The 12,886-nt window shown below is 53.1% G+C and carries 12 protein-coding genes and 3 tRNA genes; 8 read left to right on the top strand and 7 right to left on the bottom strand.

The genetic code is table 11. The features are described from left to right. Window positions 1–31 precede the first annotated feature (31 nt). Window positions 32–108, bottom strand: a tRNA-Gly gene (locus tag K8942_04180). 81 nt (window positions 109–189) lie between these two features. Here K8942_04180 and K8942_04175 point away from each other — a divergent pair. The 5 genes from K8942_04175 to K8942_04155 all read left to right on the top strand — a co-directional run bounded on the left by K8942_04175 (window position 190) and on the right by K8942_04155 (window position 3,837). Next, complete coding sequence (locus K8942_04175; protein UPA22225.1) at window positions 190–642, top strand: pilin; 453 nt, start codon at window positions 190–192, stop codon at window positions 640–642. 1 nt (window position 643) lies between these two features. Then, complete coding sequence (locus K8942_04170) at window positions 644–1,261, top strand: hypothetical protein (GenBank protein UPA22224.1); 618 nt, start codon at window positions 644–646, stop codon at window positions 1,259–1,261. Then, window positions 1,261–1,650, top strand: coding sequence for a hypothetical protein (locus tag K8942_04165; protein UPA22223.1), 390 nt, complete (start codon window positions 1,261–1,263; stop codon window positions 1,648–1,650). Before K8942_04170 ends, K8942_04165 begins: the two co-directional genes overlap by 1 nt. Before the next feature lie 22 nt (window positions 1,651–1,672). Then, the gene (locus K8942_04160; protein ID UPA22222.1) at window positions 1,673–3,211 is read left to right on the top strand and encodes a methionine--tRNA ligase; all 1,539 of its coding nucleotides are present in this window, start codon (window positions 1,673–1,675) and stop codon (window positions 3,209–3,211) included. Between the two features lie 311 nt (window positions 3,212–3,522). Next, window positions 3,523–3,837, top strand: a complete 315-nt coding sequence (locus K8942_04155) for a hypothetical protein (protein UPA22221.1) — start codon at window positions 3,523–3,525, stop codon at window positions 3,835–3,837. Between the two features lie 131 nt (window positions 3,838–3,968). On the opposite strand, the gene K8942_04150 is transcribed toward K8942_04155, so the two are convergent. From K8942_04150 to fmt, 3 genes are all read right to left on the bottom strand, one after another. Further along, window positions 3,969–4,041, bottom strand: a tRNA-Lys gene (locus K8942_04150). Window positions 4,042–4,065: 24 nt separating this feature from the next. Beyond that, window positions 4,066–4,138: transfer RNA gene (locus tag K8942_04145), tRNA-Ala, on the bottom strand. 58 nt (window positions 4,139–4,196) lie between these two features. Further along, window positions 4,197–5,075 (bottom strand): methionyl-tRNA formyltransferase, encoded by an 879-nt coding sequence (fmt, locus tag K8942_04140; GenBank protein UPA22220.1) that lies wholly within the window; start codon window positions 5,073–5,075, stop codon window positions 4,197–4,199. Between the two features lie 137 nt (window positions 5,076–5,212). Between fmt and K8942_04135 the strand changes: the two genes are divergently transcribed. After that, window positions 5,213–6,199: a bifunctional oligoribonuclease/PAP phosphatase NrnA gene (locus K8942_04135; GenBank protein ID UPA22219.1), complete on the top strand. Its 987-nt coding sequence runs from the start codon at window positions 5,213–5,215 to the stop codon at window positions 6,197–6,199. 2 nt (window positions 6,200–6,201) lie between these two features. On the opposite strand, the gene K8942_04130 is transcribed toward K8942_04135, so the two are convergent. Together K8942_04130 and K8942_04125 are read right to left on the bottom strand one after the other, a co-directional pair. Beyond that, window positions 6,202–8,178, bottom strand: coding sequence for an ATP-binding protein (locus K8942_04130; GenBank protein UPA22218.1), 1,977 nt, complete (start codon window positions 8,176–8,178; stop codon window positions 6,202–6,204). Between the two features lie 62 nt (window positions 8,179–8,240). Beyond that, window positions 8,241–9,062 carry a hypothetical protein gene (locus K8942_04125; protein UPA22217.1) on the bottom strand — a complete coding sequence of 274 codons (822 nt, stop codon included), beginning with the start codon at window positions 9,060–9,062 and terminating at the stop codon, window positions 8,241–8,243. Window positions 9,063–9,276: 214 nt separating this feature from the next. Between K8942_04125 and argS the strand changes: the two genes are divergently transcribed. Both argS and K8942_04115 read left to right on the top strand, forming a co-directional pair. Further along, window positions 9,277–10,980 carry an arginine--tRNA ligase gene (argS, locus tag K8942_04120; protein UPA22216.1) on the top strand — a complete coding sequence of 568 codons (1,704 nt, stop codon included), beginning with the start codon at window positions 9,277–9,279 and terminating at the stop codon, window positions 10,978–10,980. Between the two features lie 25 nt (window positions 10,981–11,005). Further along, entirely contained in the window at window positions 11,006–12,439 is a 1,434-nt protein-coding gene (locus K8942_04115; protein ID UPA22215.1) for an SH3 domain-containing protein, read from the top strand. Between the two features lie 68 nt (window positions 12,440–12,507). Here the strand turns inward: K8942_04115 and K8942_04110 are convergent, their stop codons facing one another. Next, window positions 12,508–12,846 carry a hypothetical protein gene (locus tag K8942_04110; protein ID UPA22214.1) on the bottom strand — a complete coding sequence of 113 codons (339 nt, stop codon included), beginning with the start codon at window positions 12,844–12,846 and terminating at the stop codon, window positions 12,508–12,510. Between the last annotated feature and the right edge of the window lie 40 nt (window positions 12,847–12,886).

Genomic DNA, 12,886 nt, shown 5'->3' with positions numbered 1-12,886 from the left:
AGGATTTGTGTGTTAAGGATCTTTTTGAGAGTGGAGCGGATAACGAGACTCGAACTCGCAACCTACGCCATGGCAAGGCGTCGCTCTAGCCAATTGAGCTATATCCGCAAAGTAGGGCCATCCTACGCAGTTTTAAGCCCATTTGCAACCTCGCTTTAGCGTCCGTTTTCTGCTATAATAATTCGATATATGCAAAACAAACTCCTTCGTCTTACTTTGGCCCTTTCACTGCTCTCTACCGTCGTTTTTGCGGTGTATCAGGAGACGGCGTATGCGCAGGATCCTCCTACGGAAGAACAGACGGAAGATGCGAGCAGCAGTGATGCACCGCTTCTCATTCGCAGCCGCAGACTCTTTCTGTTGCAGCCACTGGATGATGCGACCCGCTGGCTGGATGCCAGTCCGGGAATCGATATTTTCTTTACGTACTTCAACATGTCCTGGCCGTGGGTGCTGGGTGTGGCGGCCGGTGTGGGTGTGTTGCAGGCGCTGATCGGTGGTGTGGAGATTATGTTATCCGGAAGCGACAGCGGTATGCGTGAAAACGGAAAATCAAAAATCATGTGGGCTCTTGCCGGCATGCTGATGGTTGGTCTTGCGGGATTCATCCTGCGTTCGCTCAATCCCATTTTCTACACCTAACATGTCACGCATTTTTTCTGTCATCGGCGCGGCGCTCACGTCATTGCTTGTGGCGGTGCCTGCGTATGCGGTGACTCTTCCGTCTGCACCATGCTCCAGTGAACAGTTTGGCTGTGGAGGGGGAGCGGCGAATATCATCATGAGTGCTTTAACCGGTGACAGCGGTATTGCTATTACCATGCTTCGTCTGGCTGCTGGTCTCGCGGTTCTCTTTATTATTTGGGCAGGTGTGCAGATGGTTATCAGCCTTGGTGATGAAGGGAAGCTGAGTCAGTACAAATGGGGGATGGCGTATGCGCTGATCGGTTTTTGTGTGTCGATTCTGTCGGAGTTTATCATCTCCACTGTCGGTACCGAAAACTACGGACAGATTGGTGGTGGCACTGAACTGCCGTTTGTGGTTCTTGCCAATGCAGTGGCGATCATGCGTACCGTTCTCAATGCGCTGTTCCTCATGATCTTGGTTGTTGCGGGACTTCGTATGCTCTACGCACAGGGAAAATCTGACGAGTACGAAACAGGAAAGAAAATGCTTACCTGGGCGCTCGTGGGTGCGGTGCTTGTAAACCTGTCTGCTGCGCTTGTGAATGCTGTTATTGCCTTCTTCGGTCTCAACTGATGTCTCTTCTTGCCACCATTATCGGCAACATCATTCCGTCTGCATCTGCCAGGACGCTGGAGGAAGCAGGTGCGGGAAACGCCGGTGTCCGGGCGATGTGGAACCAGATTTGTGCAGCAATTCCCTGTGTTGCCAGTTCCAGTGGCGATAACCTGATAGAGGCGCTCGTGAGCGCAATCATTGCGTTTATTTTCCCGCTCACATCGGTGATTGCCGTGTGTATGGTCATATATGCCGGTATTCAGATAGTCATCAGTAACGGCAGTGAGGACAAGGTCGGCGAGGCCAAAAAGATCATGATGTACGCTGCGGCCGGCGTGATTCTGAGCCTGATGACCAGCGCCATTATGTCATTTGCGGTCTATTATCTGGGAATTATCCTGTCGTAAGGTTTTTCGCTAGAATCGGGGCATGACCCGCCGGTACATCACGACTGCCATCGACTATCCGAACGCCGTTCCACACATGGGACACGTTTTGGAAAAAGTACTCGCCGACGTCCTCGCACGCTGGTTTCGCCTGAAGGGGGATGAGGTCCGGTTTCAGATCGGAACCGATGAGCATGGCATCAAGATCCAGCAGACAGCCGAAAAGGAAGACCTCACGCCGCGTGAGCTCGTGGACCGTAATGTGCCGTTCTTTCAGGATATTTACGCCCGCCTTGGTATTTCTGCAGATGTCTTTGTCCGCACGACCGATCAGATCAGACACTGGCCGACAGTCGTCGCTCTGTGGAATCGCCTGACAGAAAAAGGAATGCTCGAGAAGCGCACCTACACCGGACTCTATTGTTCGGGCTGTGAACGGTTCCTCACCAAGCGTGATCTCATTGATGGCGTGTGTGACATTCACAAACGTGCGCCGGAGGAGGTGCAGGAGGAGAACTGGTTTTTCAAACTGTCTGAGGAAACGCAGTGGCTGAAAGATCTCTTGGGCTCCACGTATAAAATTATTCCCGACAGCCGCAAAAATGAAACGATGACGCTCATTGAGCAGGGCCTGGAAGATGTGTCGTTCTCCCGCCCAAAATCGAGCCTGACGTGGGGTATTCCTGTTCCCGGTGATGACAATCAGGTGATGTATGTCTGGTGTGATGCGCTCACAAACTATATTTCCGGCATCGGACTTCTGACGGATCACGCTGAGGGGCAATGGTGGAATGATGCGACTGTCACACATGTCATCGGCAAAGACATTGCGCGGTTTCATGCGCTCATCTGGCCCGCGATGCTGAAGGCTGCAGACATCAAAACCCCGGATCAACTTCTCATCCACGGATTCCTCACCAGTGAAGGACAAAAAATGAGTAAGTCTCTGGGAAACGTCGTGAAGCCGGAAGAAGTGCTCGCACATTTCAACGGAAACCCGGATCCTCTCCGCTTCTATTTGAGCCACGAAGTGCCGGTCGGAAACGACGGCGATTTCAGTTGGAAGCGCATTGACGAAGTGTACGACAGCAAGCTCCGCAATCAGCTCGGCAACATGCTCAACCGTGTGCTCGTGATGCTCAACAAAGAGAATGCCGCCCTCACGATTCCTATGAGCAGCGAAGATGCCCAGAGAACTGCGATGGTCTGGAGCACGTTTGAAGACGCGATGGATCGGTACGATGTGCACGCTGCCATCCAGAGTCTGACGCTGGGAATCGATACAATGAACGCTGACTTTAACACCGCACAGCCGTGGAAACTGGAAGGAGCGGAGCGTGTGACGGTGCTCTCCACCTTTGCTGAATTACTGCGCCTGACGGCACTCATGCTGCTGCCGTTTATGCCAGACACCGCCTACCGCATGAGTAAGCAGCTCGGTGTGCCGTATGCAGACGCAATGCGCGAGAAGAATTTTACACTCACAGAAGAGATGAAGACCTGGGGTGTAATCACCGATTGGACCTCCGTAGGGGAACCGTCGATCCTGTTTGCGCCGCTTGAACAGCCGGCTGCAGAATAGTGTACAGTTTAATTGACAATATTCTCTTTGAGTCTACGATATTTGCAGCCTGATTCCAGGTGAGGAGCAGACATCAGGGCAACGGGGATCTCACTCTTTCTCTTTTCGTCCGCCTGCTCCAACAGGTCTTATCAGTAATTTGAGCACCATCAAATTACATTTCCACGATAAGACCTTGTTTTGTGTTCTTCCCAATTGCAGCGTTTTTTGATAGTCTGTTCCTGCTCTCACACCAACTGACGCAAGAACATTGCCGAAAGAAGAGATGGAGGGCGGATTATTTTTTTCTCACCTTTTGTATGTTTGATCCTATGTCAGAACTGACAGGTGGCATGCCCCAGGACGATCAGTCCATGGCAGCGCCGATGCCCGCAGCAGCTCCTCACCACGGTGGTGGCTTTGGCGGCGGTAACCGTTCGTTTGCGGATGATATTCACTCTGTCACAATCCACGCCCGCCAGCGCACGTTCTATATCGACCTGAAGCAGTCCGGAAACGGCAAGTTCTTCAAGGTCTCCGAGAAGTCCCGCGGCGGTCAGAAGACGACCATCATGTTCGACTCCGAGGACCTCGACCAGTTCATTGCTGCATTCCAGGAAATGAAGACGAAGTTGGCTGGACAATAGAGAGATCGGAGATCGGTGATCTGAGATCAGAAATAAGAAGACCGGGGTTTTGGCCTCGGTTTTTTTGTCTGGTTCGGCTCCGCTCACCATGACAAAAAAAGCCCGTTGATCGATGAAGATCAACGGGTGAGTGCACCTACCCGGTCTCGAACCGGGAACCTGCTGATTAAGAGTCAGCCGCTCTCCCAATTGAGCTATAGGTGCATTTCTATCCTTGCGGACAGAAGTGGAAGACGGCGGGAATCGAACCCGCGACCTCTTGCATGCCATGCAAGCGCTCTCCCGTCTGAGCTACGCCCTCCAAACTCATGCCTTTACGGGCAAGAGAGCATGGAATACTAATCTTTATTGTCTGTGTGTCAATTCCGTAGACCCCGCTTCCAATCTGCTGCTTTGACCGGTTTTCCGCCTGCTTCCTGGATTGTAAGCAGATGCAGCGTTGTCTGATGGGCGCAGGCCAGAGGCATGCTTTCTGCGGTCGGTTCAAGTGCGGCGTCGAGGATTTTAATCTCATGTCCATCGACCGTCGCAAGAACACTGGGCCATGGATTCAGTGCGCGGACGCAGCGGTCCAATTCGTCGGCGGTCATTGTTTCCGGATTCACTCGGGCGTCTTCGCGCGAGAGCTTGCCGCAGATCGTGATGCCGGTATCGGGTTGGGGTTGTGGATCGAGAGGTTTCTTCAAAGTATCGACAAGCAGTTTCGCACCGATGACGCAGAGTTTTTCCCGGAGACTGGTGCTTGTTTCACGCGGATCGATCTGCGTTGTACCAATCGAAAGAACCGGACCTTCGTCGAGGCCTGCGCTCATAATCTGAATCGTCACTCCCGTCTCCGTGTCTCCGTTCAAAATGGCATGTTCGACAGGGGAGGCCCCTCTCCAGCGCGGGAGGATGGAACCGTGGACATTGATGGGGGCTACTTTCGGGAGATCGAGGATTGGTTGTTTCAGGATTTTTCCGTAGGCAACGACAATCAGAAAATCCGGACGCGCGATCTTTGCTGTATCGAGATAGGTTTGTAATTCGAGGTTGATGTTCTCCGGCTGGAACACCGGAATGCCTTTTTCAAGCGCCAGCTCTTTCACGGGCGGAGGAGTCAGGATCTGTTTTCTGCCGACCGGACGATCGGGTTGGGTGATGACGAGCGTGACATCAAACGCAGCATCGTTCAGCAGTGCCTGCAGAGAGGGAACTGCGAAGTCCGGTGTGCCGCAAAAAATGACAGAGTGAGACATCGCACACAGTGTACAGCATGATGTGTTTCGTGCGTGTCATCTTTTTCTTGCATCTGTGAATCACAACAAACAGAAGAATATTCCGCAACAGCATATGTTTGTTCGTCTGTCATATTCGTCGTACTGTGAGACCCTTTATGTCTCTCACTCACGCAGACGCGCGCGCGGCAGCAGACCTTCTCTCCAAAGCAAAACGGATTGCGTGCATCTGTCATCGTGGGCCGGACGGCGATGCGATCGGATCGGTGGTGGGTATCGCACTTCTTTTGGAGCAGCAATTTCCTAACATACAGGTCACGCTTCATTGTGTGGATCCGGTGCCGGAAACTTTTCAGTTTCTGAACACGGCCAAACGTATTGCACCTCCACCGACATTCGAAGCAGGCGATGCCGCAGTGATTGTGGATTGCGCAGAGGCAAAAATGACGGAGATGCATGTGACACATCCGCAGCTTTTTGACGGTACTATTCCAACGGTGATGATTGATCATCACCCGGGCAATCCGCGCTTTGGCACAGTCAACCTCCTCGTGCCTGAGGCGGCATCCACCTGTGAAATTGTCGTCATGCTCGCAGATCTCCTCCTGTGGAACATGAACCCTGATGTGGCGACTGCGCTTTTGACCGGTGTCTATACCGATACCGGCGGACTGCTCCATAGCAACACCACGCCGGGCGTGTACAGGACAGTCGGCCGCCTGCTCCGTGCAGGGGCGCGCCAGCAGATGATTGTGACGGCGGTGTTCCGGACGGCAAAACTCAGCACACTCAAACTCTGGGGGCGTGTGCTCGAAAAAATCAGTGTATCGGAAGAGGGGGGAGCCATCAGTGCCGTAACCGAAGGAGATTTCCGTGCAACGGGAGCGGATTACTCAGAGCTCGCAGGCGCGATCGACTATGTGAATGCGGTGCCGGGCATGCGCTTCTCCATGGTGCTGTCTGAGCGTGACGGCAAAGTAAAAGGGAGCCTGCGGACACTCCGGGACGATGTCGATGTGGCGGCCATGGCCGGGAATCTGAGTGGCGGCGGGCACAAGAAAGCAGCCGGCTTTGCGGTGAGCGGAAAGCTGAAACCGGAAGTGCGCTGGAAAGTGATTGAGGAGGAAGCTGAGGCTGCGCAGTAACGTTATTCCTTTTTCTCTGCATCGCTCATTTTCTTCTGGGCGGTTGCTCTCTGCTGAGCTGCCACCTCGCTTGGCTTCGTTGTGATCAGTTTGGATTCCTCCGTGCTTGCGACAATTTCTGTAGCCACATGCTTGTACCCGGCAAAGAGAATGCCCTGTCCGACGTCTGAGTTCAGGAGGACGTACTTCTCACCATCTGTCAGGTAGAAGAGTTTCTGGAGGCTATCGACTGTGGTCGGGGACTGCTTCATCAGCAGCTGTAGTGAGGAGTTTGTGATGATCGGTTTTCCGAACGGAGACTCCACGAAGTCATCGACGTCCTGTGTGATGGTCGTGACGCCCAGGTAGTACTTACGGGCGCGCTTTACGATGCCGTAGAGGAAGCGTGCGGAGTCTTCGTGCTGCATGAGGTTCCAGGCTTCATCAATCACGAGCAGGCGCTTCTTGAGTTCAGTGCGGATGCGGTTCCAGAGGAAGTTCAGGACCACGTAGATGGCGATCGGGCGGAGCTGTTCTTCGAGGTCGCGGATCTGGAAGACGACCATCTGCTTATTGAGCTCGACGTTTGTCTTCTGATCAAACAGGCCGGCGAAGCTTCCTGTTGTGTATTTCTGGAGCACCTTTCCCATGTTCTCACCGCCATCGGTTGTCATCAGCACATCGACCAGCTGACCGAGGGTTGGCGGGTCATTGGCAGTCAGATCATCTGTGGTGAGCGTAATGCCGTTCAGGGCGTAGGTATCAAGAATTGCTTTATCCAGCACACCGTCTTCGGTCGGGGTAATGGGGCCGAGCATCAGCTTCAGGAGGCCGTGGATATTGATGACCGCAGAGCGGAGCACTTCACCAGGCGCAGCTTCGTCACCGCGGATTGCCTTCGGCAGATCGAAAGGATTGATGCGGAACGGACTCTGGATGGAGAGGGGAATGAACGAACCGTCGACTGCTTCGCAGAGGTTGGTGTATTCATTTTCCGGGTCGATGACGAGCACCTCGGTTCCGAGCATCAGGTAGCGCAGGAGTTCCAGCTTCGCGGTGAAGGACTTACCGGCTCCGGAGGTTGCGAAGATATTGGAGTTGGCGTTCGGGAGATCGAAGCGGTCAAAGATAATTAGCGAGTCGTTGTGGCGGTTGATACCGTAGAGAATACCGTGGTCGTCCGTCAGGTCACTCGAGCTGAACGGGAAACTGGCTGCGAGTGGCGAGGTGTTCATGTTGCGGTTGATCTCGATTTCATCGAGACAGAGCGGCAACGTGCTGGTCCACGCGTGTTCCATCTGGAAGAGGGCCGGCTTTGTGAGCACGAGCTTTCCTCCGAGCATAGATTCAAGGTCAGTCTGGAGCTTTTTGAGATGCTCTTCATCCTCCGCATACAGCGTGATGTACATACCGAACTGGAAGAGTTTTTCCTGGCCGCGTGCAAGGAGGTCACGCAGTTCTTCGGCGTCCTGCAGCGCTGCCTCGAGTGTCGGGTCGCGGACAATACCGCGCTGTTCCAGCATACGGATGCTGGAGCGGAGTTCCGCAACTTTCTTGCGGAGCATTTTCATGATCGCCTTGTTCGAGGTCGGGTAAATGTACTGGGCGATATCCATGGTTGCGGTCATGTTGATGGTCTGCGCGAGCCAGTTCGGATAAATATAGTTTGGCCAGTTGTAGGTATAGAACGTCCGTGCGTACAGGTCGTTCATGACAATATCTTTATTGCGGACCTGCATACCGGCAGGGGCAATCAGATCCAGCATTTTCTGCAGACCTTCTTCATACCGCTTGATGGCTTCGCGCTCGTCGGCGGTCCAGGTCTCGTCATCCTTTTTCTTGTCGAGCACATCAATTGTCTGTTTGTGGAGACCGAGCAGGTCATCAATAGCCTGCATCATCGGCGGTTCCTGCTTGAGGCTGACAGGCGGAAGAACCCCATTTCCTGCTGGAGGCAGGGGAGTTGTGTCTGGGCCGATTGGAGTATTTGTGTCAGGCATGCGGAAAACGTATCTAGTTAGTATAGCAGAAAGACCAATTTCCCGCAACAGGCCGGTTTCGCCTAATTCCCGAATATATTGGAGTTATTGCCCGATCTGGTACCGGTTTTGGTATCCAACACCCCGAGTTCCTGGATTCCTGGCACATCCACAACGGTGATTCCCGCAATTAAAGCCTCGCGATTGACGCTGATAGCCGCAAGGCGCCTGTCTGCAACCTTGTTCAGATTCGTATACAGCGTGATGGTACTTTGACTCTGGTTCACTTCTGCATCCGCCGTTGCCTGCTCGGATTTGGCTTCTACGATTTCCGACTGCTTCACGCTGGCGGTGGTGTAGTCTTTTTTCTGCAGGGCCAGGTTGAGGTCATGCTGAATGGCGACCACACGGGAACGCTTTTCACGTCTTGTATTCAGGAGTGCGGTCTGTTGTTGCTTGAGAGCGGTGAGGTGTGTCTTGCTCCGGTCGTAGACCTGTGTGAGCGTATCGATATACGCATCGAGAGTCTGCTGTCTGTCTGTGCTGCGGTTCAGCATGTCCGGAATATTTACCTGCAGCACGACACCCAGTTGCTGGAGAAGTTCAAAGGATTCGCCGGGACTTTCCTCGCTGTCGAGAAGGGAGTCGAGTCCGGTGTCGACGCCGTACATTGCCCCCTGCACAAACACTCCTGATTCGTTCACCATGAACCCGGCAATATAGAGTCCAAGCAGTGCTCCCGGCGCAGCGCGCAACCGGACTCCGGACAGGAGTTCTGCAGTCTGTATGACACCGATCTGCGCACCGAAAACAGCATCAGGAATCTGGGGCTTGTCTGCTGCTTTGCACTGGGTCAAAAGCAGGGCCGCAAGGAGTAGAGAAATATGTCGGGTGGATGTGTGCACGGCAGTCATTCTACCGGACCCCGGAAGGGACTGCTAATGCTCTGTGTGGAGGCCTTTTTTTCCGCGACCTGGAGAGTCTTTCGCAGAGCAGTAAATTGTGTTCAAACCATGAGTAGAAAGTGTGAGCAAGATCAAATAATGTTTTCATATAGAAACCCCGCTTTTCCCTGATATAGTTCAGCCGTTTTATTGAATAGCGTTTGTGTTCAGACCCATGTTTTCCTTCCTTGCCACCGAAGCCAATCAGGCAGTGCAATCACTGTTTGGAATCAGTGATATTCCGGTGGAGTGGCAGACCCCGAAGGAGGCCACACACGGCGACATTACGACGATTGTTGCACTCAGAATTGCACGTGCAAAAAACCTGAAACCTCAGGACGTGGCGATGCAGATTGTGGAGGCCCTCACGAACAGCCCGTCTGTTGAAAAAGCGGAGGTTGCGGGAGCGGGGTACGTCAACATCTGGCTGACACCCGCAGCACTCATGAAAGAACTGGAAGAAACTCTGCACGCCTGCACTCCCCAAAAGACACGCGATGAAGCACCGGTGATCATCGAATACTCACAGCCGAATATTGCCAAACCCCTTGGCATCCATCACATCATCGGAACAACAATCGGACAGGCGCTCGTGAACCTCTACAGACACACAGGGTATCCTGTTCTTGCGTGGAACTATATTGGAGATTGGGGAACGCAGTTCGGGAAACTCGCTGTGGCGTATGAAAAATGGGGAGGGGGGAAACCGGTGAAAGACTGTACGCTCGATGAACTTCTGGATTTGTATGTACGCTTTCATAAAGAAGTGGAGAACGATGAAACACTGGAGGATCAGGGGCGTGAGGCCTTCCGAAAACTGGAGAGTGGGGATGCTGCGCTTCGTGCATTCTGGATGGATGTCGTAAGCGTCACCAAAGAGTCTCTGGCGGATCTCTACACCAAGCTCCATGTTTCGTTTGATATTGATAAGGGTGAGAGTTTTTACGAAGACAAAATGGAACCTCTTTTGGAGGCCGGCAAAAAAAAGAAGGTATTCGTGGAAGGGGAAGGTGGGTCGTGGATTGTGCAGTTTCCCGAAGAGTCAAAACTGCCGCCGTATCTTGTCCAGAAAAGTGATGGAGCGACACTCTATTCCACGCGCGATATTGCACAGATGAAATACCGCATGGAGACATATCATCCGCAGGCCATCTACATCCTGACAGACATTGCCCAGAAGATGCATTTTCAGCAGCTGGTTGCAACGTGTCAGCAGCTTGAATGGGATATTCCGACCTTTGAAAATGTGCTCTTCGGACGCATGCGTTTTTCTGATTCTTCCATGAGTACACGCAAGGGAACAGTGCTCAAACTGGAACATGTGATTGAAGAGGCGGTTGCCCGCGCAAGGGCTATTACAGAAGAGCGTGGCGAAACCATCCAGACTGATAATGCAGAAGAGCTGGCGAACATGATGGGCGTCGGGGCACTCGTCTACGGCATCCTCAGTCAGAACCGCAAAATGGATATGGTGTTCGACTGGGACAAGATGCTGAGCTTTGAAGGAAACAGCGCGCCGTATCTGCAGTACACGCATGCGCGTGCGAAGTCTGTTCTCCGTAAGGCCGAGAAGGAAATTGGAAATTGGAAATTGGAAATTGGGGTGAAAGAGCTGTCTATGCCGGAGAGAATTCTGATTGGAACATTGCTCCAGTTCCCGCAGGTTCTGGTTGAAGCGCGGAGCGAACATTTGCCACACAAACTTGCGAATTTCCTGTACCAGCTGTGTCAGGATTTCAATTCCTTCTATAACACGGAAAACATTCTTCAGGCTGAGACACCTCAGCGCGATCTTCGTTTGTCACTTACATCCCTAACGGCGACTGTCCTGAAAACCGGCGCCGAACTTCTCACATTGCGCGTCCCAGACCGCATGTAATTTCCCCCTTATTCCTTCCACTCTTATGGCCCGCTCGTATTCCTCTTCCCGTTCCCGTTCCCGGACTCCCGCTCCGTTCATCGCGTTTCTGCTCGTCGCATCCTTCGGCATTCTCTTTGCCGGATGCAACGGTCCTGAGGATGTAGGGGAAGATCAGGATTTTGTTTTTACCCAGGAAAATATTGATGAAGCGCACGATCTGGCGCAGCAGGCGGCAAGCGGAGCCTTGACCGGAACCGGCGCATCGCCGTATCTGGAAGGGGTCGATTCAGGATCAGGGGCAACCGACACGGCTGTGCTGGATCTTTCCATGGTCTCTACGTATAACTCCATCCGTGCCGGACAGGGAACGGTCGGCAAGAACGTGTATCGCGTGACAAATGAATTCCTGAATGTCCGTGACAAAACATCCACGACTGCAGCAAACGTTGCACGTCTGGTGTACGGCGACTCTGTGGAGGTCCTCTCCTTTCCAAATGCGGGGTGGGCGGAGGTGAAGACGGCTGCAGGTCAGACGGGATTTGTGTCCATTCGCTACATTGCAAAAATGACGAGCGATGAAAAGCTGGCAGAGGAGAAGAAGGCGTTTGAGGGTCAGTACTTTGTGAGCTACGGATTTGTGAACATGCGCAAGGAGGCGAATCAGTCGAGCGAGAAGCTTGGCGAGATTCCGGGTCAGACCATTGTGAAGCCAAACAGCATTAATGGCGCATGGGCCAATGTGACCTACGACGGGAAAGTGGGCTATGTCGCGATGTCGTATCTGTCACCCTTCACCCCGAACTTCATTGTCCGCCAGAACCAGTACACGCTGCCTGTTCTCCACTATCAGCTCACGAAGGGCCAGGAGACGGAAATCCTGAAGTCACTCACAGACCATGTTGCAGCACTGAAGGCTGCTGGAAAGACCTTCACGACGTTTGCAAAATTCCACGATCAGCTCGTGGAACAGCAGCGCCGCGATATCCGCCTGGATGACAAGAACGTGATTGTTGCTGTCACAGGCATCACCCCGGACAACGTCCGCGCTCTGTCCGATGCACTCATTGCTGCGAACATCGACGCAACGTTCTTCATTCAGACCCGTTACATCGGACTCAGTGGCATCACGCAGAAAACACTCTTGAACCTCATGGCCAACGGCTTTGATGTGCAGCCGAACACGCACACCGGTGACGATCTCCGCGCGCTTACAAACGCACAGGTGGAACTCGAGCTCAAGCAGAGCCGCAAGATTATTGAAGATCTCACCAACAAAGATGTGGTGGCTGTTGCCTATCCGCAGGGCGGCAGCAACGATCGCGTGATGGAACTCGCGAGTCAGGCCGGGTATCTGATGGGCCTTGGCACGGGATCTGACAAGGTCTTCACCCGCGATCAGCTCCTGAATATCCCGGGCATTGATATCTTCCCGAACATGACAGCGGAGGAGGTGGTGACACTGGCAACGACGAAATAAACACTTTCACAGCCATACAATACAGAGAAGCGCCAAACGCGACGCTTCTCTGTCCCATATGCTTTTTTTTATTTCTTCGGCTGCATGTACCCGTTCAATCGGTCCATCAGGCTTTCCTGACTCGTCATACTTTTGACAGACATATCCGTGAGCTGCTGCATGAACTCGGTCCCGTGCGCGTAGAAGTACCAGGCGCTTGCGACAAAAATAAAGATGGGAACCAGTGTCAGTACTCCGCGGAAAAATCCGCCGATGGTCCGCCAGTGATCGCGGCGGTCCATACGATGGAGGTAGGTGACGATAATATCCAGCTTCTGTTCCACACTGAGATCGTGCGTCATGGGCGGGGTGTTACTGTTGTGGTCGATGACAACAGGTTCGGTATCCGGGGTGATTTTTTTAGGCATGGGAAAAGTATAAGGTCACGGCTGGGGATTTGGAATGTTT

The sequence above is a fragment of the Candidatus Peribacteria bacterium genome, from assembly GCA_023038255.1.
Lineage (GTDB): Bacteria > Patescibacteriota > Gracilibacteria > Peribacterales > Peribacteraceae > CALREJ01.
Note: the sequence above shows the minus strand (reverse complement) of the source record. Positions and strands in the feature narration are given on the sequence as shown.